Annotated in this window: 25 protein-coding genes and 1 riboswitch; of the genes, 7 read left to right on the top strand and 18 right to left on the bottom strand. The window is 36.7% G+C overall.

Annotated features, from left to right (window positions below; translation table 11 throughout):
- Positions 1 to 227 precede the first annotated feature (227 nt).
- From B2R82_RS17025 to B2R82_RS17010, 4 genes are all read right to left on the bottom strand, one after another.
- Positions 228 to 1,844: an S-layer homology domain-containing protein gene (locus B2R82_RS17025; RefSeq protein ID WP_286926061.1), complete on the bottom strand. Its 1,617-nt coding sequence runs from the start codon at positions 1,842 to 1,844 to the stop codon at positions 228 to 230.
- Between the two features lie 87 nt (positions 1,845 to 1,931).
- Positions 1,932 to 3,098, bottom strand: a complete 1,167-nt coding sequence (locus B2R82_RS17020) for an endonuclease Q family protein (RefSeq protein WP_286926064.1) — start codon at positions 3,096 to 3,098, stop codon at positions 1,932 to 1,934.
- Positions 3,079 to 3,225 carry a hypothetical protein gene (locus B2R82_RS17015; RefSeq protein ID WP_286926060.1) on the bottom strand — a complete coding sequence of 49 codons (147 nt, stop codon included), beginning with the start codon at positions 3,223 to 3,225 and terminating at the stop codon, positions 3,079 to 3,081. The genes B2R82_RS17020 and B2R82_RS17015 overlap by 20 nt, the downstream gene beginning before the upstream one ends.
- Positions 3,226 to 3,300: 75 nt before the next feature.
- On the bottom strand, positions 3,301 to 3,480 hold the full coding sequence (locus tag B2R82_RS17010; protein WP_286926065.1) for a hypothetical protein: 180 nt from the start codon (positions 3,478 to 3,480) through the stop codon (positions 3,301 to 3,303).
- A 304-nt stretch (positions 3,481 to 3,784) separates the two neighbouring features.
- Between B2R82_RS17010 and B2R82_RS17005 the strand changes: the two genes are divergently transcribed.
- The 3 genes from B2R82_RS17005 to B2R82_RS16995 all read left to right on the top strand — a co-directional run bounded on the left by B2R82_RS17005 (position 3,785) and on the right by B2R82_RS16995 (position 5,105).
- Positions 3,785 to 4,363, top strand: coding sequence for a TetR family transcriptional regulator (locus tag B2R82_RS17005; protein ID WP_286926059.1), 579 nt, complete (start codon positions 3,785 to 3,787; stop codon positions 4,361 to 4,363).
- A gap of 74 nt (positions 4,364 to 4,437) precedes the next feature.
- On the top strand, positions 4,438 to 4,791 hold the full coding sequence (locus tag B2R82_RS17000) for a DMT family transporter (protein WP_286926063.1): 354 nt from the start codon (positions 4,438 to 4,440) through the stop codon (positions 4,789 to 4,791).
- Positions 4,791 to 5,105: a DMT family transporter gene (locus tag B2R82_RS16995; RefSeq protein WP_286926058.1), complete on the top strand. Its 315-nt coding sequence runs from the start codon at positions 4,791 to 4,793 to the stop codon at positions 5,103 to 5,105. Before B2R82_RS17000 ends, B2R82_RS16995 begins: the two co-directional genes overlap by 1 nt.
- Positions 5,106 to 5,343: 238 nt before the next feature.
- Here B2R82_RS16995 and B2R82_RS16990 read toward each other — a convergent pair whose 3' ends face one another.
- Together B2R82_RS16990 and B2R82_RS16985 are read right to left on the bottom strand one after the other, a co-directional pair.
- Entirely contained in the window at positions 5,344 to 6,132 is a 789-nt protein-coding gene (locus B2R82_RS16990; protein ID WP_286926057.1) for a heme ABC transporter ATP-binding protein, read from the bottom strand.
- Positions 6,133 to 6,136: 4 nt separating this feature from the next.
- Positions 6,137 to 7,183, bottom strand: coding sequence for a FecCD family ABC transporter permease (locus tag B2R82_RS16985; protein ID WP_286926056.1), 1,047 nt, complete (start codon positions 7,181 to 7,183; stop codon positions 6,137 to 6,139).
- A 150-nt stretch (positions 7,184 to 7,333) separates the two neighbouring features.
- Positions 7,334 to 7,525, bottom strand: a riboswitch (cobalamin riboswitch).
- A gap of 139 nt (positions 7,526 to 7,664) precedes the next feature.
- On the opposite strand from B2R82_RS16985, the gene B2R82_RS16980 reads away from it, so the two are divergent.
- Both B2R82_RS16980 and B2R82_RS16975 read left to right on the top strand, forming a co-directional pair.
- Positions 7,665 to 8,261 carry a biotin transporter BioY gene (locus B2R82_RS16980; RefSeq protein ID WP_283869755.1) on the top strand — a complete coding sequence of 199 codons (597 nt, stop codon included), beginning with the start codon at positions 7,665 to 7,667 and terminating at the stop codon, positions 8,259 to 8,261.
- Positions 8,262 to 8,373: 112 nt separating this feature from the next.
- Positions 8,374 to 8,949: a YdhK family protein gene (locus tag B2R82_RS16975; protein WP_286926055.1), complete on the top strand. Its 576-nt coding sequence runs from the start codon at positions 8,374 to 8,376 to the stop codon at positions 8,947 to 8,949.
- Between the two features lie 37 nt (positions 8,950 to 8,986).
- Here B2R82_RS16975 and B2R82_RS16970 read toward each other — a convergent pair whose 3' ends face one another.
- The 12 genes from B2R82_RS16970 to B2R82_RS16915 form a co-directional block, all read right to left on the bottom strand.
- A complete protein-coding gene (locus B2R82_RS16970) occupies positions 8,987 to 9,688 on the bottom strand; it encodes a response regulator transcription factor (RefSeq protein ID WP_286926054.1) in 702 nt (233 codons plus the stop codon).
- On the bottom strand, positions 9,666 to 11,060 hold the full coding sequence (locus tag B2R82_RS16965; RefSeq protein WP_286926053.1) for a sensor histidine kinase: 1,395 nt from the start codon (positions 11,058 to 11,060) through the stop codon (positions 9,666 to 9,668). Before B2R82_RS16965 ends, B2R82_RS16970 begins: the two co-directional genes overlap by 23 nt.
- 325 nt (positions 11,061 to 11,385) lie before the next feature.
- On the bottom strand, positions 11,386 to 11,928 hold the full coding sequence (locus B2R82_RS16960; RefSeq protein WP_286926052.1) for an NADPH-dependent FMN reductase: 543 nt from the start codon (positions 11,926 to 11,928) through the stop codon (positions 11,386 to 11,388).
- A 67-nt stretch (positions 11,929 to 11,995) separates the two neighbouring features.
- On the bottom strand, positions 11,996 to 12,613 hold the full coding sequence (locus tag B2R82_RS16955; protein ID WP_286926051.1) for a nitroreductase family protein: 618 nt from the start codon (positions 12,611 to 12,613) through the stop codon (positions 11,996 to 11,998).
- A gap of 72 nt (positions 12,614 to 12,685) precedes the next feature.
- Entirely contained in the window at positions 12,686 to 13,669 is a 984-nt protein-coding gene (locus B2R82_RS16950) for a ring-cleaving dioxygenase (RefSeq protein ID WP_286926050.1), read from the bottom strand.
- Between the two features lie 48 nt (positions 13,670 to 13,717).
- Positions 13,718 to 14,152 carry a MarR family winged helix-turn-helix transcriptional regulator gene (locus tag B2R82_RS16945; protein ID WP_286926049.1) on the bottom strand — a complete coding sequence of 145 codons (435 nt, stop codon included), beginning with the start codon at positions 14,150 to 14,152 and terminating at the stop codon, positions 13,718 to 13,720.
- A gap of 199 nt (positions 14,153 to 14,351) precedes the next feature.
- Positions 14,352 to 14,813 carry a YusW family protein gene (locus tag B2R82_RS16940; protein WP_286926048.1) on the bottom strand — a complete coding sequence of 154 codons (462 nt, stop codon included), beginning with the start codon at positions 14,811 to 14,813 and terminating at the stop codon, positions 14,352 to 14,354.
- A gap of 97 nt (positions 14,814 to 14,910) precedes the next feature.
- Complete coding sequence (locus B2R82_RS16935; RefSeq protein WP_286926047.1) at positions 14,911 to 17,139, bottom strand: YcdB/YcdC domain-containing protein; 2,229 nt, start codon at positions 17,137 to 17,139, stop codon at positions 14,911 to 14,913.
- A gap of 102 nt (positions 17,140 to 17,241) precedes the next feature.
- Entirely contained in the window at positions 17,242 to 18,531 is a 1,290-nt protein-coding gene (locus B2R82_RS16930) for a glycoside hydrolase family 18 protein (RefSeq protein WP_286926062.1), read from the bottom strand.
- Between the two features lie 408 nt (positions 18,532 to 18,939).
- On the bottom strand, positions 18,940 to 19,482 hold the full coding sequence (locus tag B2R82_RS16925) for a hypothetical protein (RefSeq protein WP_286926046.1): 543 nt from the start codon (positions 19,480 to 19,482) through the stop codon (positions 18,940 to 18,942).
- Positions 19,482 to 20,036, bottom strand: a complete 555-nt coding sequence (locus tag B2R82_RS16920) for a hypothetical protein (protein ID WP_286926045.1) — start codon at positions 20,034 to 20,036, stop codon at positions 19,482 to 19,484. The genes B2R82_RS16925 and B2R82_RS16920 overlap by 1 nt, the downstream gene beginning before the upstream one ends.
- Positions 20,036 to 20,515 carry an RNA polymerase sigma factor gene (locus B2R82_RS16915; protein ID WP_286926044.1) on the bottom strand — a complete coding sequence of 160 codons (480 nt, stop codon included), beginning with the start codon at positions 20,513 to 20,515 and terminating at the stop codon, positions 20,036 to 20,038. The genes B2R82_RS16920 and B2R82_RS16915 overlap by 1 nt, the downstream gene beginning before the upstream one ends.
- Positions 20,516 to 20,700: 185 nt before the next feature.
- On the opposite strand from B2R82_RS16915, the gene B2R82_RS16910 reads away from it, so the two are divergent.
- Together B2R82_RS16910 and B2R82_RS16905 are read left to right on the top strand one after the other, a co-directional pair.
- Positions 20,701 to 21,120, top strand: coding sequence for a hypothetical protein (locus B2R82_RS16910; RefSeq protein WP_286926043.1), 420 nt, complete (start codon positions 20,701 to 20,703; stop codon positions 21,118 to 21,120).
- Between the two features lie 486 nt (positions 21,121 to 21,606).
- Entirely contained in the window at positions 21,607 to 26,220 is a 4,614-nt protein-coding gene (locus B2R82_RS16905; RefSeq protein WP_422655560.1) for a DUF4132 domain-containing protein, read from the top strand.
- The last annotated feature ends 104 nt before the right edge of the window (positions 26,221 to 26,324 follow it).

The raw sequence follows: 26,324 nt of genomic DNA, 5'->3' as shown, positions 1-26,324 counted from the left end.
AGGGTTTTGTCCCAGCCTCTTTGTTTATGTTAAAAATGTTTTTTTATCTGTTTTTGCCGTCATCAATTATAAAATCGACTACTGAGCGTCCTAGCATAAATAACAACCCCGGTCCTAGCTTTTAAAACCAGTTGGGTATAGTCCCCTCTCAACCCCTGTTGGAATTAAACTAACTACAGCAAAATACAAGGTATCATGCCCATTTCAGTACAAAAACATTTGCTAACTCAAAATAAATCGCTAAAATTAACAAATATTTTCGCAGCATGGCTACGCTTTGTTGAGGATTCTGGTAAAAATTTACCATCACTACCTATAACAATACCAAGCTCATATAGCATTGTAATCGCATGCCTTGTTTCTTCATTGTAGCCAGCAATATCCGTAAATGGCGTACTCCCTTTCACTACATATGGTTTCTTTTGTTGAAGCTCATAGGCTCGGCTAATCATTAATGCTAGCTGAGCACGAGTAATTGGCTGCCCTGGGTTAAATTTACCATCTGTTCCCTTTATAAGTCCATTTGTATACGCAGCTGCAATTTCAGACTGCGTTTTTGCATCATAGCTTGAAATATCCGTAAATGGTGCCTGTTTCTGCGTTGTTAAGCCTAAGCTTCTAACAAGTATAGACGCAGCCTGTGCACGAGTTACATTCTGTTCAGGTCTAAATGTTCCATCGGCATAGCCTTTCATAATACCTACTTTAGCTGTTTTTTGAATAAACTCCTTTGCCCAGTGATTCTCTATATCAGTAAAGCTTGAAGTACTCCCTAATGAAAAAGTTATAGTTGGACTTTGTACGCTTTCATTGCCTGCAGCGTCTACTGCTTTTACAGCGACAGTATATGTCGCATGATCATTTAAATGTTCCAACATAATTGTCGTTGTGTCGGCATTTTGTGTAGCAGTTAGCTCACCATTAACATAAACTTTGTAGCTGTCCACACCTACATTGTCTGTAGCCTTCTGCCAATTTACCTGCACAGATGTATTATTTTGAATAGTTGTACTGATCACTTTTGATACATCCCATAATGAGCTTGCTTTAATTGCTGGTAAAAATGCCTCATTTGCGACTGCCATATAACCTGCTTCACTTAAATGTATATTTTCTGGATTTGGTAAATAGCTTGGCACGTCTTTTGCCACAATATCGTATGTCGGAACAAATATACCTCCAGCCTTTTCAACAGTTGTTTTTATTGTGGAATTTACCGTAGCCAATAATAATTTAAATTGTTTTTGTAAATCCTCACTATAGTAGGGGAATGAATTATAATAACCCATCACATAAACCTGTGCGTTCGGATTTAGTTTTTTAATTTCTGCTAAAATAGCAGTTATATTTTTGACTGCATCTTGTGAAGCCTTTAGGATTGCCACTGCATTAATACCTGTTGTTTGAGATTCCTTTAAAATTGGTATTAAATCATTGGCGCCTGCTGTTAAGGTAATAATTTCTGCCTCCTTAATAGACGTACGAAGCTTTACCTGTTCATTTGGATAACCAAAGCCAACCACTGGCTTCTCGACATCATTTTGTAAATCTTCCAATACGTTTTTCGTAGTATAGCCTGTATAAGCAAAGCCCTTATTATATGAAGTAATGAGTCCCTCTTTCTGTAAAGCCTGTGCAACAAAATCGGCATACCCTAATCCGATAATCCCCACTTCATTCATACCATGGGCCAATGAATCCCCTAGTGCTACATAATCTACCTGAGTCACCCAGCTCGGTGCAATAAGATCTCTTCGCTCTTCAGCATTAGCACCTACTGGCACTAATAACTGCAATGCTAGTACACTACTAGCTAAAAATCGAAATTTCTTTGAAAAATTCATACCCTCACTCCTTCAACATCTACTGATTACTATTTTAATAGATGAAGGTTAAAAAAGGGTTAAATAAGAACAAGCATTTTTTAGCTTCTATTCAGATTGAATTTTTCCGTAAATACCCCCACCACCAACTTCAATTGCTAATTGACCTGTTCTTGCCAAATCAATCAGCTTGGCAATTTTTTGTGGGACGATTTGTTCAAGCTGTTCTAGTGAGATGCGATGCAAAATATTCATCTCCGTACCAAAGGCATTTACTAATCGGTCCATCATCTTTGGTCCTAAGCCTGGAATAAAATCCAATGGAACTTGATGAATATAGGGTGGTCGAACACGTTGATTAACAAGCTGCTCTGATAACTCCTGAATACGTAAAGCGACTCCTTTTATAATTTGCATACTGTTACATTTTGGACAGACAGTCGTCATATTGTCTAGCTGTTCGCCACACTTTACACAGACTGTTTGATGGTACTTACCAAGCAAAGGATTTAAACCATAATTAGCCGTTATTGCTCTCCCTTGCTGTTCTTGAAGTGCCAATTGCAATTCAGAAAAATTGGCATCAGTTAATCGTAATTTTTGATATTCCCGAGCAATCTTCCCAAGAGAGTGTGCATCAGAATTGCTGACAAATGGATAGGCTTGGAGCTCCTTAATATTGTTCACCATGTAGGTATCCGAACTTAATCCCAATTCAATGGCGTCTATAAGCTGTGGATCGAAAACTTCTGTTAAACTTCGTTGTACGCCTTTACCAAACAGACTTTTAAATGGCGTAAATACGTGTGCAGGAATAAAAAGCCCACTTAATTCATAAACTTTCTGTTGTAGCGTTCGTGCATCACAATATATTCGCTGAGAACTTAAGTGGATATTTTTCATATGATTTGACATCCAAGTTGAAAACTCTCTCATCAGGTTAAGTGTTGGGAAATAGGCAAGCACATGGATAGGTCCTAAACAATTCTCATCATAAATCTCTATTTCACTTCCTGGGATCAGAGTAGTTTCCTGATAGCGTAGACCCCCTTGTTCCAATTCCTTGAGTAAACCTTGTTCCATCATCCATGCCATCTCTTCTATTACCTCTGGAGAATGGCAATCAATAATTCCAATAATATCAAGACCCTTTCTTGCACTAGCAGTCTCTAAAATATTTGCTAATGTTAACGTTTTACTGCCTGTAATTTTAACAGCACGTCCATTAAAAGTACGTCCAATATGAATATGTAAATCAGCATAAAATTCTTGCATCATTAAACTTCACTCCCTTTATTTCTTCAATTTTGCCACAGAGTAATGTGTCCTGATTTTTTTGGGCTTGCTCGAAAAGCTCTTCTTCAAAATCCGTGACATCCACCGAAGCTTTATGTTGATTCAACAGGTGCATACACATCTGTTGGATCAACATAAAACAGAAAAACCCCACATTGCTGCAAGGTATCTCTTTTGTTCATTATGATGGATGATTGTTATGCGTGCCATTATTTGCTTCAAAGGCACTCGAGCCCTGAGATGACATTGAAGAGGAGTCATATGCCACTAATGTCACGCCAATTTTCTTTTCCAGTTCGTTAATTTTTTCAAGCTGCTGTTGATCTAATTGTGCAAATTTAATCTCTTCCACTATCATCAAATCCTTTCATCCATAAAGTTCCCCGAGAAAGTGTTATTTATGCGTATCAATCATCTCTCAGATTTGATTTTTTCATGCACCTCAAAAAGCCCTTCTTCAACTTCAAAATTTTGTAACAACCATCGGGGATTTTATCTTGACTTCTGCACCTGTCGCTTCGCTTTGAATACAATACATTTGTTGCTTTCGCAAAGTAAAGATCTGCTGAATCAGATAAAAATGACTGACTATCAGTCATTTTCTTTGACTTTATTTTAACTATTTTGTAACATACTAATTAAGCAGGACAAAAGCGGGGGATTTTATGTCAAAGGAAGAGAAAATTATTCAAGCTGCAATTGAAGTTTTTCGTGAAAAGGGAATTGAAAAGACAAAAGTTTCCGATATCGTTAAAGCTGCAGGTATCGCCCAAGGAACATTTTACCTTTATTTCCCATCACGACTTTCCGTCATGCCGGCCATTGCGAAAGTTATGGTTGAGAAAATAATTGCTGCCATTAAAGAAGGAATTTCCTTACAGGAACCTTTTGCAATGCAGCTTGATAAAGTAGTCGATATTGTTTTTTCACTAACTGAAGACTATCGGGATGTATTTGCCCTTATCTACGCTGGTATTACTCAAACTGAACATATGAAAGAATGGGAAAATATTTATGCGCCCTATTACGAATGGATGAATAATTTCTTATATGAGGCTCAACAGCAAGGAATAATTCGTCCCTCATTAAATACTACACGATCTTCTAAACTTATTATTGGGTTAGTAGAATCTGCAGCTGAGCAAATTTACTTGTATGATGACAGTGAAGAAGAATCCATCAGACTGCAAAAGCTTGAACTCCTTGACTTTTTACATCATGCACTTGGCTTACGTCACACATAAGTGACGTTCTTTTTTACATGATAAATGACTGAATGTCAGTCATAAATATGATTAAACGAAAGGAAATTGAACAAATGAAAAAAGATTGGCTGTATGTTGGACTAACAAGTTTATTTGAATTATTTTGGATTTTCGGCTTCAATACCGCATATTCCTGGTGGCATTGGATTATTATCATAGCCTTAATTGCTACGGACTTCCATTTCTTATCGAAAGCATGTGAAAACCTACCTACTGGCACAGTTTATGCGATCTTTGCTGGGGCAGGAACAATTGGTACCACATTAATGGACATTTTCATTTTTGAAGGAGAGTTTACCATCATGAAAGCGATTTTTATGTTTATTTTAGTTCTAGGGGTTATGGGTCTTAAATTAGCCGATAACACTGCTAGGGATCATGATAATAAGAAAGGAGCTAATGCATAATGGGCTGGTTACTTGTATTATTAGCTGCAATATCAGAAATTATTGGTGTGGTAGGTTTACGCTTCTATAGTCAGAAAAAAACGCTTCGTAATTTAGTTATATATGTGGGTGGGTTTGGATTGTCCTTTGCGCTATTATATGCCTCCTTTAACTATTTACAGTTAAGCATCGCCTATGTTGTGTGGATTGGTATTGGGACTGTTGGGGCTGTCCTTGTAAATATTATATTTTTTGGCGAATCCAAAAACCGCACCCGTTTGATTAGTATCGTTGCCATTATCATTGGTGTAGCAGGTTTAAAAGCTATATCTTAATTTATTTTGCTGCTTTCGGTAGAATTTAGTAATAATGTTTGGTGAGAAGATGTCCGAAGGATTTAAAGATTTAAGCACATAGTAGTAATGATGAAGAGGGTGTTATTTGGAAGATTTGGACTGAGAATAGCTAAGGATTTTTGTAATAAATGAAGCATTGTCCTCCATTAACCACAGTCCTAACCATTGATAAACAACATGGCGTATCCGCACTAAGTGATACGCCTTTTTCATACTATCAATATTTTAATATTTTCGTATATTGCTCCGATACATACGTTAAATACGGCTTACCTGTAAGAGGGTGGGTTTGTATATCGGCATAAACACCAAATACATCTTGTAATAATGCTGGCGTAAGCACTTCTTCTGGTGTACCAGAGCAAACGATTTGACCTTGCTGTAAAACATAAATTTGATCGCAATACATAGCTGCAATATTTAGGTCATGCAAAGCAGCAACAACGGTTAAATGTAAAGTTTGAATTAAATCCATTAGCTGTAATTGATGCTGTATATCTAAATGATTTGTTGGCTCATCTAAAATAAGTATTTGTGCTTGCTGAGCAAGTGCACGTGCTACCATCACCCGTTTTTTTTCTCCACCTGACAATGAGCTGAAACTACGTTTTTCTAAATGTGTGATACCTGTTTGATTTAATGCATCCTTCACAATTTGAAAATCTCGTTCTTGATCAAGCTCCAATAATTTTTTGTGAGGTGTTCTTCCCATACTTACTAAATCATGTACTGTAAAGTCAAATAAAACCGGTGTTTCTTGACTTACTACCGCCAAATTTTTAGCAATGTTTTTACTTGATTGCTTAAAAATATCCTGCTCATTTAACAGAACCGTACCATTTTCAGGCTTTAATAGGCGGTACATATTTTTTAATAAGGTTGACTTCCCGCTACCGTTTGGACCAATTAGCCCAACAAATTGCTGTTCCCTTATTTGCATACTAACCTCATGTAATATGCGTTGATCCTGAATGGAATAGGATACCTGCCTTGCTTCTAATGTCATAGGTTTAATCTCCTTCACCGAAAGAATAATTATTACGGCGCAGTAGCCAAATGAAAAATGGTCCTCCACAAAAAGCTGTAATAATTCCAATTGGCATTTCTTCAGGAGCTATCAAAATTCGAGCAATCGCATCTGCCCAAACTAAAAAAATACCTCCTAATAAAGCACTAATTGGTATTACATATTTATAGTTAGAACCTACAATTATGCGAACAATATGTGGAATAATTAAGCCAACAAATCCAATAGAGCCGCTTACTGCAACAAGCACACCCGTTAATAAAGATACTAGTAGGATAAGCTGTAAACGAAACTGTTGGATATTGACACCTAATGTAACTGCTGCCTCTTCCCCAAGCAATAATAAATTTAAATGACGATAATGGAGCCACAGTAAGGCAAACACGACGATAAAAATAGTTGTAGGAATAATTATATTACTCCATTTTGCACCAGCTAGACTTCCAAGCATCCAATACATAACTGCCTTAATTCCACCCTCTTGCTTTGCCATCATTAAAATAAAATTCGAAATAGCAGATAAAATAAACGATACTGCCATTCCAGCAAGTAAAAGTCTAAAGACAGATATTTTTCCTCCAACACGGGCAAGGAAAAACACTAACAATATGGCTAGTAGTGAGCCTAAAAATGCAGATACTGAAAGAGCAAAAATTCCTAGGAATGAAAATGCACCTAAAATAATAACAGCTGTAGCACCGACTGTTGCCCCTGAGGATATTCCTAATATGTATGGTTCAGCTATAGAATTACGCACAAGAGCCTGTATAGCTGCTCCTGCAATTGCTAAGCCTGCTCCTACAATGGCAGCCAACAAGACGCGTGGCACCCGTATTTGCCAAATAATAATTTCTTGCGAGCGACTCCAATCCTGCTCTATAAAATTTTGGACGATTGGAATTTTGGACAGAATAACCTGCCACACATAAAGAGGTGTGATGGAAACAGATCCAACCATAACAGCCAAAGTCATAGAAATGATTAGTATTAGAAACAAAGACAGTGATAATAGTATAAATTTTTTATTCATATGTATAATACTCCTAATCAACCGTAATAGATATGAAGCAATAAAAAAGAGTATTTCATGCATAGTATGCATAGAAATACCCTAGAATCATCAACAAAGTCAGAAAGATTTCCTTCTATTGTCCGTAAATGCGTTCATCCTCGTGGGCATTACAACTATCACTAAATGGCAGGTCTCCTGGCTTCGAATCAACGTTTTATGATTACCTTCCCGTTCCTAAAACAGTGGCTAAATCATCATAAAACTCCTCATTACAGTTGCGGGACAGCGTCGGATTTTCACCGACTTCCCTTTTAAGTGACACTTTATATAAGATGCCACACCATTAGTATCCAAACTATTAAAATTATGACGATTCTATCATACATTTAAGTAGTTAGTCTATTAATTATCATTGAGTTAACTAAATTATAATTATAGGTTGACACAAATATTTTATTTTCATACACTATTTATAACTTTAATAGACAGGAGTGAAATTATGGCAACAGTTGCAGAACACTCTCATCATAGATTAAGAACAGTAGATATTGCCTATATTGGATTATTTTCAACGTTAATGATGATTGGTGCAAATATTACTTCTATTGTCCCTTTCATGTCTGTAGGTGGAGTCCCCATCACATTGCAAACTTTCTTTGCTATATTAGCTGGACTCGTTCTTGGTAGTAGAAAGGGTGCGCTTGCTTGTACGGTATATATGTGCATTGGCTTAGCTGGTGCACCTGTATTTGCACGTTTTGGTGGCGGCTTTGGACAAATCTTGAGCCCTACATTTGGCTTTATTGTCACATTTATTTTAGCTGCATTTATCGCAGGACTGATTGTTGAGCGCAGCGGCACAAAGAAAAGCTATATTGTTGCAGCAGTAATTGCTACAGCTATTAATTATTTACTAGGGACAAATTGGATGTACTTTGCTTATAAGCTATGGGCTAGCGCTCCAGATGCTTTCAATTATAAGATGGCCTGGCTTTGGATGATGCCGCCTTTGCCTAAGGATATTATTTTAGCAGTCTTTGCTGGTATTTTTGCGCATCGACTACAAAGGATATTAAAAATAATACCAATAAAATAGTTGAATTCTTAAAACGCCGATCCTACAAAGATGGCGTATTTCTTATAATCCTTCCATTATTTCTGCACATTTATTTGCTACATTAGGTGTAAATAGTGAGGAGGAATAAAGGATGAAGATAAAAAGAAGTTGGTTTATCAGTTTCCTGACAGTAATTACTTTCCTAACGTTATCAGCTTGCTCTGACAAGACAGAATCAGGGACGAAAAAGGACAATGACATTGAGCAGAATACAAAGATGGATCATTCAACAATGGATCATTCTAGCTCGGGTGAGGTGCCCGTAGCGTTGAAAACTGCCGTAAACCCTAAATTTCCAGAAGGAAGCACAGCTATTATTACCAATGGACATATGGAAGGTATGGAGGGAGCAAAAGCAACAATTGTAGGCGCATATGATACTACTGCATATATTGTCTCCTATGATCCAGCTACAGGTGGTGAGCGTGTAGAAAATCATAAGTGGGTTATTCATGAGGAATTAATTAATCCAGATTTAGCTCCATTAGCCTCTGGTACTGAGGTTAAGACAAATGCATCTCATATGAAGGGAATGGAAAATGCGACTGTTCGGATTGATAAAGCAGTCCAAACGACTGTTTATATGATTGATTACACAGCTACTACAAATGGAGATTCTGTAAAAAATCATAAATGGGTAACTGAGGACGAATTAAAAGCAGAATAAGATGCTGAACCTCTGTAGATTTCTTGCAGAGGTTCTTCTAGCTTCTAAGATCTAATGCATTTCTTCCTGCGGACTTAAGCCATTTATAGCCAAGCCCCCAAACAGTTTGTAAATAATCATCAGCAGGAAAACCACTTTTCCGTAGTTTCTCTCGTAAATTACGTACATGTGAATCAATTGTTCGATCCTCTATCGAATCATGGTAACCCCATACAGTATTAATAAGATGCTCCCTAGTAAAAACCTTATTTTGATGCGCTAAAAATAAGGCTAGCATCCCAAATTCCTTAGGGGTTAAGGATATTTCCTTCTGTCTAAAACACACTTCAAAGGATTCTTTGTTTAAATGTAATCCCTCAAACGACACAATATTTTCATCACTTTTTGCCCTCCTTAGAACAGCATTAATACGTGCTAGTAACACTTCTTCATCGAAGGGTTTCAGAATGTAATCATCTGCTCCTAGATTTAGACCTTTTACCATATCAGTATGCTCCCCTTTTGCTGTTAGCATGATGATGGGCACATCCCAAAATTTCCTTATTTCTTTACAGACCTGCCAACCATCCATTTCTGGCATCATGATATCTAAAAGTACCAGATCTACATGATTTTCTTCTAAATAGATCAGAGCCTTCTGAACGGATACCATTTCCTTACATGTGAAAACAGGCTCTAAATAAAGCTTAAGCAAGTCTAACATTCTTGGTTCATCATCAATGAGTAGTATTGTTTTCATGCTTTTTGACTCCTTTAAACGTTAAGATAAAAGTTGTTCCTTTATTTTCTATACTCTGGGCTGTAATTTCTCCTCCATGCGCCTGAACAAGCTCTTTTACAATTGAAAGCCCCAGTCCAACGCCCCCTAAAGCACGACTACGAGATTTTTCAACACGATAAAATCGTTCAAAAATATGAGGTAAATCCTTTTTGGGGATTCCCTTTCCAGTATCTTTAACGAGTATAGATACTAAATCGTCCTGTCTTTTTGCTATGACGGAGATAACGTCACCTGGGGAACAATATGATAATGCATTATTGAGGAGATTCATTAATATTTGTTCCAGCCTTGCAGCATCAGCCATTAAAGTTAATCCTTCTTCACAATGAACGTTAAAATGCAGCTGTTTTTCTTGAAAGGCAGGGCTCAATTTCCCTCTAATATTTTCCAAAATCTCATTCAATGGAAGACATTCTTTTTCAATAATAAAGGAGTTTTCGTCCATTTTAGCTAGATCAAATAATTCCCTTATTAAATGAGAGAGTCGATTTGTTTCTTCTATAATAATACCTAAATATTTTTGTCGATCTTGCTCCGTCAAATTACGTTTATAGAGAATATCCGCATAGCCTTTTATAAAGGTTAAGGGTGTTCTAAGCTCATGGGCAATGCTTGATAAAAAATCTTTGCGATCCTGTCTTAAATGATTCAACTCATCTGATAAATGCTGAATTGCTATAGCAAGATCACTTAGTTCATCCCTACCATTCGAAGAAAGTGCCACGGAAAAGTCACCATTACTCATTTTCATAGTAGCTTCTTTCATCTGAATTAAAGGGTGAGCTAGCTTTCTAGATAAAACAATAATGACTGCAATGGTTACAAAACCTGAAACAAATCCAACAATTAAAAAATGCTTATTTAAGCGCTCCATTAATGCATGGATTGAATCTGTATTTTGAAACATAAAAACATATCCAACTGTTCTCTGTTGCTTTTGAATTGGACTAATGGTTGCAATATATTTTTCATTTTTCCAATGACGCTGCAGTATTTTCCCATTATAAGGAACAGTATTCTCTAATTGATTTATATAATCTTTGATTTCAGGATGTGGGTTTGAAGACGCCAATATTGTTCCTGATATATTTGTAATAACTACATCTGTATCTTCCTCTGACTCCATTAGTACAATATGAGCTAGGGTCTCCTTGTCAAAATTTCGCTCTAAAATTGTTCTATGAGAGTTTCCTCTTGCCTGCAAGCTTGTTAGTTCCTCTTCAACCCTTGAATTGGTTAAAGAAGTATGTAAAAAGAACATCATAAATGTTTCAATGCAAAATAATGTAATAAAAAAAATGATTCCAAGCTTTAGTGAAAGTTTTCTCATTTGCTAACCACCATTTTGAGATTTCCAAAAAATCCGTGACATCTGCAGGGCATTATCATGCGTTTATATGTTTGCTGAATAGGAAAATTCCATCATCTCTTCCCTTTGAAGTATTTTATACCTGACGCTTCGCTTGCGGTACAAAACATTTGGCTGAATCACGTCAAAAGTATAACGTAAAAATATGAAGATTTTATGCAGTAGTACAGCATTTTTAATCGAGCATCTCTTTTAACATTCTACCACCATTCAAGTGCTTTATTCGTTTCAGCAGAAGTTAAAAAGTCCTGTAAGTATACCTAGTACTTACAGGACTTTCATTATGTTAAACGTATTTTTTTGCCCAGTTTAAGAAGTTATCGATAACTAAATCAAGGAATTTTACAGTACCTTCATCTGTTAGGTTACCTTCTGCATCAAATTTTGTGTGCACAGCACCAATATAAACATCATTCCCACTAAGTAATGGTGAATTAATACCTGGGGAGAATAAAATATCTCTCAAATGCAATTGTGCTTTTACAGTACCAAGGTTACCCATCGATGCACCCATAATAATAGATGGTTTTCCAATCATTACTTTGTCTACACGAGATAACCAGTCAATTGCATTAACCATCACACCTGGTACGGTACCATTATATTCAGGTGTCACCCAAAGCACTGCATCTGCAGCTTTCACTTTTGCTTTAAAATCAAGCACGGCTTGTGGTGCATCATTTTCAATATCTTGATTATACATTGGTAGCTCATTTAAGCTTAAAACCTCAAGTTCAAACTTCACAGCATATTGTTTTTGAATAAACTTAGCTAACTGCATATTATAAGATTCTTTTCGGATACTACCTACGATAGCTACTACTTTCATGATGTTATTTCCTCCTAAAATGTCTATTATTCTTAGTATTTGTATAGTAATTCTATTTTATACCACGTTAGTAATAAGTGGCAAATTCCTCAACTGGCTTACGATAACCTCGTAAACGACGACTGTTTTCTTTTTCCTTACCTATTGTTATCATAAGTGCAATTTCATGTGTTTCTGGTACATTAAAAAGTGCACGCATTTTTTCATTATCGAACCCAATCATTGGGCAGGTGTCCCAACCGCGATTTTTTGCAGCAAGCATAAATAACATTGCTGATAATGAAGCATTACGAATCGCCTCATCCTTCATAAAATCCTGGCCACCATCTTCATAAAATTTAGTATTCTCTGCTACAATCTCTTCTAATTCACTAGTGGTGATTATTCCTAAATCCACCATCCCCTGAGTGAGATTGGCCGTGTTTTTATAGGCCTCTTTATCACCTAATACTAGAATCACCCCAGAAGCTGAATGTACTTTATATTGACCAAATGCTGCCTCTCTTACTTTTTCCTTCATCTCTTCATCCAAAACAATAATGTAGTTAGCATGTTGTAAGTTAAAAGCCGATGGAGCAAGCTTAACATCCTCTAAAATAGGCCGTATGTCTTCTTCAGTCATCTTAACGTCCTTTAAAAAATTATTGGCTGAACGACGCTTTTCAATTAGTTTGGAAAATTCCATTTATAAACCCCCAATGCAGTTATGTAAATCCATCCAGTAAGCATCATATTTCTGTTACTGGATGAATTAGTATTACTCATACTCTTTATCGAACTTTATTGTACTTCTTACAGTGTCAATAGGACGAACAAGATCTTCAATTTGAGCACGCTTTGGTTCTAAAAATGGTGGCAATGAAAGTTTTTCACCTAAAGTTTCATAAGGCTCATCCCCCATAAATCCTGGTCCATCAGTGGCTAGTTCAAATAAAATTTGTGGCGCTACTCGTGCATAAAGTGATTCAAAGAAGTGACGATTGACATAACCAGAAGTATGGAAGCCGAAGCTATCAAATCGTTCAGTCCATTCATTCAACACAGCACGATCCTCTACTCGGAATGCGGCATGATGAACTGTACCAAAGCCTTGACGTGCTAAAGGTAGAACACTGTTGTATTCAACAACAAGTTGAGCACCGTTGCCTCCCTCTCCTACCTCAAATAAATGGAAATCTCCTTCCTCAGCAATTTCAGTAAAAAGCATCACCTTTTCTAGCACATCTTTGAAATATTTAAAATTAGCAACTCGAACAAATACTGGCCCTAATCCTGTTATTGCATATTCCAAAGGGATTGGCCCATCTTTCCATGGAGTCCCAGAGGCAACACCATTATTGTGCTCATCAGAAATAAGTTGATATTGCTGATCGTCGAAATCTACGAAAGATAAAGTTTTCTTACCAAATTGTTCTTTAATGCCGGTATGATTAACCTGTAATCGGTCAAAACGTTTTACCCAATAGTCCAAAGCGGCATCCGTTGGTACACGGAAGGAGGTTTTTGAAATCTCATTTGTTCCATGCACGCCTTTTGGAATGTTCGGAAAATCAAAGAACGTCATATCTGTACCTGCGCTGCCCTTATCATCCGCAAAGAATAAATGATATGTTTGAATGTCGTCCTGATTAACTGTTTTTTTCACTAAACGCATTCCTAACACAAAAGTAAAAAATTTATAATTTTCTTCGGCACTACTAGTAATTGCCGTGACGTGATGAATCCCTTTTAAATGATTCATTTAAAACCCTCCCATTATCTCGATTTCGAGATATTAATGTAAATTTGTTCATTTATTAATCGCATTAAAACCAATCTTCTTTAAAGATAGAATCATTGTTTCCAGTTCTTCAGGGTCTAATACTTCAAAAATTTCATTAATTTTTTGTTCATGCTTTGGGAAAATCTCTTCCAATAATGCCCGTCCCTCATCTGTTAAAAAAATATAAGTGACACGGCGATCCTTCGCACAAGCAAATCGATAGACATAGCCTTTTTGTTCAAGCTTATCAATAACATAGGTAATACTGCTACTTGCAATTAATATTCTCTTTCCAATCACTTGAATCGGTTGTTCCCCACGATGGTATAAAAATTCAAGCACTGAAAATTCGGTTTGATTTAAATCATATTGTAGTAAATCTCTTCTTGTTGCTTCCTGAATCGTTTGATATGCACGGAACAAGACCGTAAAAGCCTTTAAATTACGATTGTCTTCCCTCATACCACTCCCTCTTTCTAGTTACCTCGAATTTCATTATCTTTAATTCGAGATAATAATAACATATATTTCTTTATACGACAATTAATTTGTTTTACTCAGAAATTGACTTTCCCCTTTATAGCACTACTTACTTCTAAGAAATAAAATCCAGCCATTAATAGATAACTGGATTTTAATGAATGAATTCAGTCTGCATCATTTACTTTAGACGTTTAAATTCTTTTTCATTCCCATCAACAAATTCTACTTCAATCTCAATTGATTGGAAGTCCTCTGCAATATGGAATACGGAAATAACCTGATCTATTACTTCATCATTTGGTGTAGTGGAATCAAACGTCAGCTGCTTAAAAAGAGGTTCCAGCTTCGTATAAGCTGCATCTCCCTGAAGATTTTCATTATTTCGGGTATCCTGTAATTTTGCTGCTATGCCGGACTTTTTATTTTCGTATTCAGCTTCATAGGAATCTGTCGCAGAATAGTCAACATCCAACGAAAACTCTAAAAAATTGAAGGGTACTTGATCTGTTGCGGTATCTCCGACTTGTTGATTATTTTGTTGAACTGGAGCATTTGTCGGCATATCTTGCACCTTTTCTTTTGTACAGCCATAGAGTGCGATAGTCGTAAAAAGAATAGCCATAAAAAATTTAGTTTTCATCCTTCCACTCCTTTCTACTGTTATTATTTCACCTTTATCTAAAAACTAACCAAAAAGGGTACCTCCAATAAACAGGAGATACCCTTTCTATTAAGAATTAGTAAAAGTAATTGCGACTGTTATTACCTTCTCCAATAGCTTTAGCTAATCTCATTGTTGAAACAGCTAAATCTGCATATGTTACTTTCTCAGTAGCATTGAAGTTATTTTGCTGTGCATCTATTAATCCCATTGCACTTGCTAAAGCCACATAGCCAGAGTATGCTGGGTCAATTGAACCTGCATCAGTAAAGTTTAATTTATAAATATCGCTATGCTTAGCAGCTTTCTCTAAGCCTAATACACGAATATACCATTCTGCAAGCTCTTGACGAGTCAATGTTGCATCAACATCAAATCGATCTGCTGGCTTTAAGATGCCCCTTCTTACAGCTTCTTCAACTACCCCATATAATGGATGGTTTTTATCAATATTTGTGAAGGATTGCTTTTCATCACCTTCTCCATATCCACCAAAATAGCCATATGTGAGAGATTTAAGCAAAATTTTTAGTGCTTCTCCCTTAGTCACGCCAGTATCAGCATTAAAAGTAGCTGGGTCTTTAATCTCTAACACATTTTGACTAACTAAATAATTTAACTCTTTTGCTGCTGTAGGATGTGAAATCAATGGTTGCTCTTTTTTATCCTCAATATTAATTAACCACTCACCAGTAGTTGCATCAATTTGATTAAGTAAATTACCACCATAAGTTGGTGAATACACTAGATCATAATGATTCTTATCCTCACCACTTTGTTTAGCGTATTGCAATTGTAATTTAAGTGCCTCACGATAAGATTCTTTTGCTTTATCAGCAGAAATCGCCTTATCTACAGATGGCCAATTATCGATTTTTTGGTTAGAAATATACAATGAACGTAATGAGCCATCAGAACCAATACTTACAGATATTTCATCTCCTACCACAGCGATATCATTTACAACACGCGGGAATGAGAAGTAATATTCTTTACTATAATCAGCTAATACAGCATCCTCTAATGGTTTAGAATAATTATGCACATAGGAAGGAGCCCATTGCTTTAAGTATTCAATCGCCTTGTTCAATGCTGCATCCTTAGAAATGGTTGTAGTCTTATCATTAGACTTTACGAACTCTCTAGTTAAATCATGGTATTGAATAATTTCGCCTGTTGCCTTATTTAATTCAAATGAGGAGCCTATGCCACCATTATCATACATATACGTATAATTTACAGAGTAAATTGTCTCTCCATTTTGGTTTTCTCTCTCATCAATCATATCAATTTGTAACTTAGCTTTATCAGGATCAACCTTTAAGAAGGATTTTGCAAATTCTTCTACTTCAGCTAATGTCATACCCTTCTTTCTTGGTTCAAGCGGTTGTGAGGATAGCTTTTCTACACGTTTTACTTTTGGTACCTGTGCCGAGAAGCCATTCACTGTTTGCCATTGACCATTTAAAGCATGTACCCCATTAAAGCCTATTGCTGGTGCATAAACAAGCTTCACTTTACGCTGATCTGTTTCGAAATCATAATCGACAGTGTAACGCAATTCAACTGCTAAATTATCACGAATTTGAGCAAGAATATCCGCTTCAGTCTTCTTCTGCTCTACACTATCAAATGTTGCCTTGCTAAGAGGCTCTGTATTGCGATAAACACTTGTAATTTCGCCATTCGCAAGGACTTCAATAGTAAAATATTGCTCGCTGATAGCCACACCATTTTGAGTTGGTGAATAGACAAACGAATAAGCAATTGGCTGTGATAATGGTCTGCTCATATTAAAATAGTAATCAGTGCCAATACCATTTTCCTGAAGCTTGTAGTTTTCAGTATTTGGGAATTTAGCTAAGAATTCCTTTGCAATTTTTTGTGCATCAGCTTCAGAATACTTTGCTGGATACATTGCATCTGAAATATCAGAAGGCTGATAATAGAAATTCTCTAGTTCTAAATCGTCTCCCTTAAATGTGAAGCTACCATAAATCTCCTTACCATTCACAGTTTTATGGAAGCTTATATCATAACGAATTGTTGTATCATCTGTATAGTAGTGTCCGCTTCCTACATTTAAATCTTTCTCTGTTAAGAAATTAAACTTATCTGGGAATATTGCATGCAATTTATTGATAAGCATACTCTTCGTGACTTTTGTCTCCGTTGAAGCTACTTGAATTTCAATTCTCTCTGAAGATTCCTTTACATTGGCAGATGCTTGTGAAATTGGTGAAAGTACCCCGACAGTAAATGCTGTAGATGTTAGTATAATACCTAACTTTTTAAACTTACCCAAAATATCCCTCCTAGAAAACTATTTACCATTAATTATAATATACATTTCCAAATTTGGAAACGCTATTTACAGAATATTACCGCTTAAAAGAAAATAGAATAGTTATTTTTTCACCACATCGAAATTGGAGCCTATTAATAACCAATTTTGTGGGAATGGTAAACCTAGCTTCCAATATCCCACTCCTCGAAGTTTATAGCGCTTTATTAAATCGAATTTGGCTTGAATGGATCTTGCATCTTCAAACCAAACAACATGCGCCCTGCCCTGTTCATCATAGTATTCAAAGAAAGGTGCTTGGGCTCTCCTATCATATTGAATAGCTGCATTATATTTTTTAGCTATTTCAATAGCTCTTTGTGGACTAACTGCTTCAGCAATGGGACCTCCTTGTACAAAAGGCAGTGTCCAGTCATAGCCATATAAATTTTGTCCTAGAATAATTTTATTTCTAGGAATTTCACTAATAGCATATTTAACAACTGCCTCTACCTCAGGAAGTGGAGATACTGCCATAGGTGGACCGGCAGAATATCCCCATTCATAGGTCATTAACATCACAAAATCCACGATTTCTCCATGTGCCCTATAATCATGTGCCTCTGTCCAGGGACCGCGCTCACTTGCACTCGTTTTTGGTGCAAGTGCTGTGGATACTGTGTACCCTTGTGGATGGAATCTATTTACAGCTCTTCTTAAAAAATTGTTATACGCCTCACGTTGATCCCCTGGTAAATTTTCAAAATCAAAATGGATATCTTTAATACTCCCTAAACGTCTTGCCTCTTCTAGAATATTATCGAAAAGCAAATCCTGTACAGCTGTACTTTGAAAAATATCTCGTGCTAAATCACCGCTAAAGCTAAAATTCTCTAAATTTGAGATAACCATTGCTAAGGAGGCTCCTGTCTCATTAGCAATTTGCGTCACACCCTGACTTGGTGGTTTTTTAAGTGTCCCATCTCGCCTTGCTTCATAGCTAAATAAAGCAAGATACGTTAAAAATGGTCCTGCTTCTCTAGCCTGACTCAATAATGGTTCGCTAACAGATGCCCCTCTCGGCTCCAAATATGCCAAAGTTTCAGCTCTTGTTTTAGGTGGAGATGGAATATATAGTCGCACCCCAACAGATAGCGGTTGGTTTGGATTCATATTGTTGACCTGTGCAAGTGTTGCATAATTAATACCGAAGCGCTGACCAATGGACCATAAACTGTCTCCTGGCTGCACATAATAAAAGCTTCCGATAATCGGAATAACAAGAGCTTGCCCTACGACTAGTCGATTTGGCTCTGGAATTTGATTGGCATCTACTATACTTTGAACCGTTGTCCCATACGCCTGTGCAATCCTCCATAAAGACTCCCCAGCTCGTACAACATGTATTTGAATGACATTGCCTCCTTCAAGCGTCATGAAATCATACCTATAAAGCTTATGAAATAAGGTAGGAAAAGATGCCATCGCTCTTTCGAAACAGGTTTCTATCAATTATGCCTTGGCATAATTGCGTCCGGAATCGACTTTGTGCTAACGTAGCGGCAGCAACATGTTGTTGGTCACTCAGTCTTGTGTTGTTGTTGTCGCTTCGCTTTCGCACAGATAAATTGCCACAAGACGTGGCGTTCTTAGGCTGAGTTCCTCTATTCCAGTGGATGTTTGGACACCCGCTGAAAAGAAGCTTAAATTCACATTCATCTCACCACGTATAGAGATGAGAGACTTCTGTATCTGCTGCTGCCGCTATGCTTTCGATACAAAAAACATTTGCTGAAAGAAGTTAAAAAAATCCTTCACCGATTACTGTGAAGGCATGCTGTATTTATAATATTTATGACATGCTCGAAAATAGAATACAAAGAAGAAATAAGCAACCAACTGTAGCACGGAACCTATAAAATGAACATTCTCTCGCATACTTTCTTCAACATTCATTGAAAATGCTTGTATAACGAAGCCGCATAGCATCAATGCTATATATGTCTGATAGGTTCTAAATGTTTTAGCTTCAAGTGGCTTATTATAATGAATGTGTAATAATAATTGAAAAACACAATACATAAAAATGATAAATAAAAATTGCATAAGCTGTATTCCAATGTCCCCCAGTATCTTATAACCTAGCCATTGATCTAGCTCCACAAAGAATGACAAGACTGCCAAAATAATTGCGAAAGTTTTCGTCCAACGCTTTAAGTTATGAAAGGACGGCAACAGGTGAATACCATATACAAAAGAAAGATAGCCAATGAAATCTGGTAATATATCAGGTAATCCAAAAGTGCTTAAATCCATATAAACAAAAGACACACCATTCACTATATATTCGTAGGGCTTTTTCATTATTTTGCATCTCCTTCAATTGCTTTTACAAGGTAGTTATCCTGTTCCTTTAGAATCTCATCTAAACGTTCTTGCATATTCGTAAATGGTCCAATCATTTCCTTATCATCATAGAGTTCACTATAGCTTGGTTCTTCAATATTTTGATTTTCTGCATATACCAAATTTCCGACCCATGCTAAGAAGGACAGTGAAAACGTCAAATAGACAAGTCTTCCTTTTGTAAGCCCCTTATAATAAACGAACAGTATAAATAACAAGAGGGCAAGCATTAGGAAAACACATAATATATTAGTAAGATTTTTCTCCTGATTGATGGTTAATAGTGCTGCGTTTTTCAGGTTGATTGATTGCCCTGTACCAATTATGAATACAAATAGTAGAACAGCTAGCGTCACTGGAATGGTTAATATTGTCGCTATAGAAAATCGTTTTATCTTCTTTATAGGCGTTTTTTGGAGGCTCTGACGCAATTGCTTTGAGAAATCTATATTTGGATCTTTATCAGGACGTTTTTTTAGTGCGTCAAATAACTCATAATCACGTTCTTCCATCAATCGTCCCTCCCTACTTTTTTTCGAAGCCTTGTCATTGCCCGATGAAAATCAACACGTACCTTCACTTCTGAAATGCCCAAAATCTCGGCGGTTTCCTGAATCGTGTAGTCTTTTAGCATTCTGCAAATAATGATTGTTCGATCATGTGATTTTAATGTCATTAACGCCTCTTGTACTATTTGCCATTGCTCATTTTTCTCTATAAATTCCAGAGGCTTTGAAACTTCTTTCAATACAGGCTGCCAGCTTAGCTTTTCTATTAAAAGTCTCTTTACTTTTTCCCTTCTATGTATATCTACTGCTGTATTTCGTGCAATTGACAAAATCCAAGTTTTTACTTTATCCATATCCTTTAATTTATCTAACTGCTTCATCACTTTGAAAAATGTCTCCTGCGTAATATCCTCCGCCTCTTCCCTACTATTTGTATAATAAAGCGCAAAATGATACACATCTCGATGATAACAATCGTACAAATGTTCTATATTTGTTATGTCCTTATGCAAAGCCTCACCCCACTTTCTACACTCAGAAATAAGTCGTTACAACAAATTATTTGTTACACTTTTCCCACTTATTTTTATATAACTAGCGTAAAATGCCTTATTCTTTTCATGATTTACTCTCCTGTATAATGAAATTACTGTAAGGAGGTGTTAGTTTGCGTTTATTTTACCAGCAAAAAACAATTGGAAAAAAATCGCGTAAACTTCAAAAAATTGCATTTACAATTGAAGAGCCTGTCCATACCTTGAAAGACTTACTACTACAGCTCGTCACACAGGAGGTTCAGAATTTTAACGAAAAGGCGTTGGATACACCGCTTCATATTTATCTAACTGAGGAGCTATTAGAGGATGCTGTACATCATGGCAAGATTCATTTTGGTGAGAAAAAAAATGCCACTGTCCAGTCTTTAGAACAGGCAAAATCGACAGTGATTCAAGCTTTTGAAGATGAGCTGTTTTTAGTAGTTCAAAATGAGGAGCAATTGAATTCACTTACAAAACCACTAACAATTCAAGAAGATGATGTTTTTACTTTTATAAAATTAACGATGCTAGCAGGACGAATTTGGTAAGGAGGAATCCCATGACACTTTCTCATGAACAAAAACTACAATTTCAAAGTAAAATTGATACCGCACCATCGGCTATTCAACCAATAGCTACAGCATTGCTTCAATATATGGATACACGTGATTACAATATTGAGCAGCAAATTGCTGATTTGAAAATCACAACACTTGAGCAGCTATTTACAGGTCCACTAATTGATGTACTAACACTCTTTTCTTCACAGGAACGAGCACAAAATATTAAGAAGCTGGCATTACGTTATGATACAACAATGTTTCAGACTGGTATTTTGCGTAGATCGTTTCGTTCTGCACAACCAGTACAGGATCACCTTTTTCAATGTCTGCAATTAATTGAAGAAATGCTAACATTTGAAGAAATCAATTTACAGGAATTATTGACGAATCACAGTCAATATGAGCATGGTACATACCCTAACTATAGCTCCTATGTGATGAAGCAAGAGAATATAAAGGTTATGCCATTTAATGTTTTTGAGCAATTACTTGCAGAAGAGCTATCATTACAAAACCCAGCTATTGAGGAAGCTATTGAAAATATCCTATTTGATGAACATCAAAGTAGCTTTTTTGGCTANNCTAATACGAGGGATTTTTAAATCAACCAATAGTCGTCTGCATGAAGCACTTGGAAAGCTATTAGTTGCGGCAGCGAGGCAAGAAGGGCTACGTCAAGCTATTGTTGAGAATATCGATCATGGTACCTTAGATGCACAGCTTACAATCATGAAGCTTATTCAAGAGCACCAGCTAACTCGCTTCTCCTCAGTTATTCGTGCTGTCGATACTTGGATGGGACTTGGCTATAATAGCTTTGAAAATCAAAAGATTACAGAGGAAGTCTTGTCATTAGCGATTCAAGCTATTGAAAACGACAATTTCACTAAAGAATTACTGCAAAGCGAGCGAACAATAGATATTTATGTGGCACTCTGGGCAATTTCTACAAAAGATTACACGCAGCTTGATATAGTTTTGCCAGAGCTACTAGGACGCCAAAAGCATGTCCAGCTTACAACACTTGCGTTCTTAAAAAATTTAGGGAAAACTTCCTTTACTGCACAATATGTCAAAGATATTATTTTAACAACAAAGGATATTGAGCTTTTTACTTTTGCTTGGGGAAATTTCATCCATGTAAATAACTATATTAACAGTGAATATGCTTGGGATAACGATTGGGTTAAAGATTTACAAACGTACATGCAAGAAAATACACAGCTTCAAAACATTGAGTATCTGTTATTTAATCAGCTCGCATGGGCAAAGAGTGAGGTTTCCAAGGATGGTCTAACAATTGCAGGAAAACCCCTAGCCTTCGTATATGCGCACATATCTTTAGAGGACATTATTTCAACACAAATTATTTTGGCCCATCACTTACAAGATGAAGAATTATTTCAACGTATTATTGAGAATGCAGATGCCTACTCACCTACTAGCAGAATTGGGCTTCTTAATATTTATTGCCTTGATAATTCTACACAAGGAAAGCGCGATTTTCTATTTAGCTCTTTACGAGACCGAAGCTCTATTAATCGGTCCCTCGCGCTCAAAAAGATACAGCTATTAACACCTACTGATCATGAAATTTTAAAAGTCGAGGATCTTTTAGCAAATAAATCAGGCTCACTTCGTAAAGAGGCTATTTCTCTCTTAAAGCTACAATCACAAGAGAAAATATTGCAAAGTGCCGAGCGACTTATACAAGACAAGAAGCAATTAAAACGACTTGGTGGACTTGAGTTGTTATTAGAAGCCTCAAAAGAATATCACTTATCAAATGAACAAATTACAGCTTTATGCAAGACGCTACCAAAAGTTACTGCAACAGAGCAAGTGCTTTTAGATCAATTGTTAACAAGCGATATTCCAGAATATAACGAGGAAAATGGCTTTGGCTTATATACACCACACCCGCCTATTCAATATCAAAACATTTCTAATATGGATATCAAGGTGGACGGTGAAGAGGCATGGAAGCAGCTAATTCCAATTTATTTGCAGGCACAAATGCCACTTGAGAAATTTTTTGACTATGATGTTCATAAACTTTTAGCAAAGCTTGAGCGGCTGATTCAATTAATTGATGTTCATGCTCATTATGAGTATGAGACATACCAGTGGAATGATACCCTAATGACAACAACCTTAGGACAAGACTATAACGTTATAGCCTCCAAAAAAGAGAATAGTAAAAACGCTAGTCTTGACGTCCATCCAATCCCTGAGGAAATCATACAGTGGATAAAAGAAGAAAAATTCAGCACAGAGGATTTAGCTTATTTCAACTTTTATAGTAATCTGTCTCAATACCCTGCTGTCCACGAAATTAGCGAAGCAGCACACGCTCTTATCGCTCCAATCCTTAACTATGCACAAATTAAAGAATATATTGCTAAGTTCAATGCGTTAAAGCATGAGCAAACACTGGAGGAAATTTTCACTGTGCTTTCACAGGATTTAGACAATTTGTCTGGGGAACAGGAGCTTCATAAACAAGCAGTCGAACTTTTAGAACAACATGCACAAGGATTCAGTGCTTTCGAGCAAGCAATTGGTATAATGCTTCAGCTGTTATCTCAAATACCACCTGAAAAGTGGAAGCTCGAAGTAAGAGATAAGGGGTATTATTATTATCGTTCGACTTCCACTATAGTAGATTTAGATGTAATCGATGCCTTTGTTGATAGATGCTTCTCAGGCTATACGACTTATGGCGAATATGTCAAAATGCTCGCTATTAACGAAGAATTAACAAAGCGCATGCAAAAGGAACAGTATAGCCCAAGTGTATATAATTTAAGCTTATTCCAATATTTAGATGCCCTTCAGGCAGGCTTATTCACACAGGATCATTTATTTGAGGCCATTTTCACGAATACATTAGCCTCTGATGTATTGATAGCACCAAATAAATTAATCGAAAAGTATCAAAAGTCATTTGAAGATTTATCGACTCTTCTTGCTATACGTGAGCAGGCAATCAAGCGAATTTTAGAAATCGAGCTTAAGCGCGGGGATATTCCTACTACCGTAACGAAGCTAGCAAGCAGTATATCCTATATAGAAGGTATTGATTATTTCTTTAAAATTTTACAGGCACTTGATGGAGAAAAGCTTGCTCGAGGCTATATTTGGCAGGCAGAAACGAAAAAGGATGTTTTCTCACGTCTTCTCGCAAACTGCTATCCTAAAAAAGAGGAATCCGCACAGCAGTTAAAAGATGCATGGGAAAAAACAAATATTTCAAAAGAGCGATTAATTGAAGCAATGATGTATAATCAGCATTGGATCGATCTAGTTAGTGAAGTAATTGGTTGGGAAGGCTTAAAAGAATCTGCATGGTACTTTATCGCCCATACAACCGACTACTTATCAGATTTTGCTAAAGATCAAATTGCCCTCTTCTCAAGCATCACTTCCGACGATTTCCGAGATGGTGCATTTGATTTAGGTTGGTTCCAAAGTGCCTATCAAACAATTGGTGCAAAAAATTTCAAGCTTGTTTATGATGCTGCAAAATACGCATCAGAAGGAGCAAATCATCGTCGAGCACAGCTTTATGCCGATACTGCAATTGGAAAACTTAGTCCAAAGCCATTAATGAAAGAAATACAAGATAAACGTAATAAAGACAAGCTTCGTGCACTTGGTCTGATCCCATTAAAAAAATCAGATGAAAAGGACGCTCTAATACGCTATCAGTTTATTCAACAATTTTTAAAGGAAAGCAAGCAATTCGGAGCCCAGCGTCGTGCAAGCGAAGCACGAGCAGCAAGTATTGCACTTGAAAATCTAGCACGCAATGCTGGTGATGGAGAAACAACAAGATTTACATGGCGAATGGAGCTATCCGCTTTTCATGAAATGAAACATTTATTTGAAGCACAGCAAATCGAGCATATTACGGCTCATTTGCAGATTGAAGATGATGCTGATGTGGAAATAATCGTGACAAAGGATGGAAAACGTCTTAAAAATATCCCAACGGCATTGAAGAAAAATACACAGATCATCGCATTACAAGAGGCACGAAAAGAGTTGAAGGAGCAATATAAACGAGCACGGCCAGCGCTTGAACAGGCAATGGAGTTAGAAACAGTCTTCCATGCTGAAGAGCTCATCAATTTATTAAAGCATCCAATCCTAGCTCCTCTTCTACAAAAGCTCGTCTTTAAAAGCGACGTGTATATAGGAATGCTCACTGCAGAGGGCTTAAGCCTACTATCAGGTGACATCATTTCACTTACACCAACGGCAACATTAAAAATTGCCCATCCATATCACCTACTGGAAAGTGGTCAATGGCGTCAATGGCAGGCTTATATGTTTGAGCACAAAATAAAGCAACCGTTTAAGCAAGTGCTCCGTGAGCTATATGTGATAAATGAAGATGAAAAAGAGCAAAAAAGATCATTGCGCTATGCAGGACATCAAGTAAATCCATCTCAGACGGTAGCCCTCTTAAAAACAAGAGGCTGGCAAATTAGTTATGATGAAGGACCTCGCAAAGTGTATTATAAGGAAAATATTGTGGCCTCGTTATATGCACAGGCAGATTGGTTTACCCCAGCAGAAATTGAAGCGCCTGCAATTGAGGGTGTTTATTTCTATAATCGTTTAACTGGCAAAAGCATAGTCTTAGATGATATACCTGCAGCAATTTTCTCTGAGATTATGCGAGATATTGATCTCATTGTTAGTGTTGCGCATGTTGGTGGTGTAGATCCTGAGGCAAGTCATTCTACTGTTGAAATGCGTAGTGTGATTGTGGAAGAATTAACAAAGCTATTAAAACTTACAAACGTAGAAGTGAAAAAACAGCATGCTCTTATTGAAGGTAAACTTGCTAGCTATTCACTACATTTAGGTAGTGGTGTTGTCCATCAAATGGGTGGATCAATGATTCCAATAATCGCTGTACAAGCGCAGCACCGTGGACGCATTTTCCTACCGATGGTGGACGATGACCCTCGTACAGCCGAAATCATGTCGAAGCTATTACTACTAAGTGAAGATACTAAAATTAAGGATCCTGCCATTTTAGGGCATATCCGTAGCTATGAACAACAACGTTAACTTGTGCAAAAGTGCCCTCCTTGAACATTGGAGGGCACTTTTCATAGTGTTGAAAAACTAAATGGTCAAGGATACCTTTGTGAATATTTAGTCAAAATGAAGGT

Origin of the sequence: Lysinibacillus sp. UBA6686 (genome assembly GCF_002455205.1) — a bacterium.
Taxonomy (GTDB): domain Bacteria; phylum Bacillota; class Bacilli; order Bacillales_A; family Planococcaceae; genus Lysinibacillus; species Lysinibacillus pakistanensis.
The sequence above is the reverse complement of the archived record's forward strand: the minus strand, read 5'-3'. Positions and strand labels throughout refer to the sequence as shown.

Bases quoted from the DNA above. Each gene is read 5' to 3' on its own strand.
- B2R82_RS16965 (WP_286926053.1), bottom strand. From the start codon at position 11,060: ATGAGAAAACTTTCACTAAAGCTTGGAATCATTTTTTTTATTACATTA.
- B2R82_RS16980 (WP_283869755.1), top strand. From the start codon at position 7,665: ATGGCAACAGTTGCAGAACACTCTCATCATAGATTAAGAACAGTAGAT.
- B2R82_RS16945 (WP_286926049.1), bottom strand. From the start codon at position 14,152: ATGAGGGAAGACAATCGTAATTTAAAGGCTTTTACGGTCTTGTTCCGT.
- B2R82_RS16925 (WP_286926046.1), bottom strand. From the start codon at position 19,482: ATGAAAAAGCCCTACGAATATATAGTGAATGGTGTGTCTTTTGTTTAT.
- B2R82_RS16970 (WP_286926054.1), bottom strand. From the start codon at position 9,688: ATGAAAACAATACTACTCATTGATGATGAACCAAGAATGTTAGACTTG.
- B2R82_RS16985 (WP_286926056.1), bottom strand. From the start codon at position 7,183: ATGAATAAAAAATTTATACTATTATCACTGTCTTTGTTTCTAATACTA.
- B2R82_RS16940 (WP_286926048.1), bottom strand. From the start codon at position 14,813: ATGAAAACTAAATTTTTTATGGCTATTCTTTTTACGACTATCGCACTC.
- B2R82_RS17025 (WP_286926061.1), bottom strand. From the start codon at position 1,844: ATGAATTTTTCAAAGAAATTTCGATTTTTAGCTAGTAGTGTACTAGCA.
- B2R82_RS16995 (WP_286926058.1), top strand. From the start codon at position 4,791: ATGGGCTGGTTACTTGTATTATTAGCTGCAATATCAGAAATTATTGGT.
- B2R82_RS17005 (WP_286926059.1), top strand. From the start codon at position 3,785: ATGTCAAAGGAAGAGAAAATTATTCAAGCTGCAATTGAAGTTTTTCGT.
- B2R82_RS16950 (WP_286926050.1), bottom strand. From the start codon at position 13,669: ATGAATCATTTAAAAGGGATTCATCACGTCACGGCAATTACTAGTAGT.
- B2R82_RS16975 (WP_286926055.1), top strand. From the start codon at position 8,374: ATGAAGATAAAAAGAAGTTGGTTTATCAGTTTCCTGACAGTAATTACT.
- B2R82_RS17000 (WP_286926063.1), top strand. From the start codon at position 4,438: ATGAAAAAAGATTGGCTGTATGTTGGACTAACAAGTTTATTTGAATTA.
- B2R82_RS16960 (WP_286926052.1), bottom strand. From the start codon at position 11,928: ATGAAAGTAGTAGCTATCGTAGGTAGTATCCGAAAAGAATCTTATAAT.
- B2R82_RS16990 (WP_286926057.1), bottom strand. From the start codon at position 6,132: ATGACATTAGAAGCAAGGCAGGTATCCTATTCCATTCAGGATCAACGC.
- B2R82_RS16955 (WP_286926051.1), bottom strand. From the start codon at position 12,613: ATGGAATTTTCCAAACTAATTGAAAAGCGTCGTTCAGCCAATAATTTT.
- B2R82_RS17020 (WP_286926064.1), bottom strand. From the start codon at position 3,098: ATGCAAGAATTTTATGCTGATTTACATATTCATATTGGACGTACTTTT.
- B2R82_RS16920 (WP_286926045.1), bottom strand. From the start codon at position 20,036: ATGGAAGAACGTGATTATGAGTTATTTGACGCACTAAAAAAACGTCCT.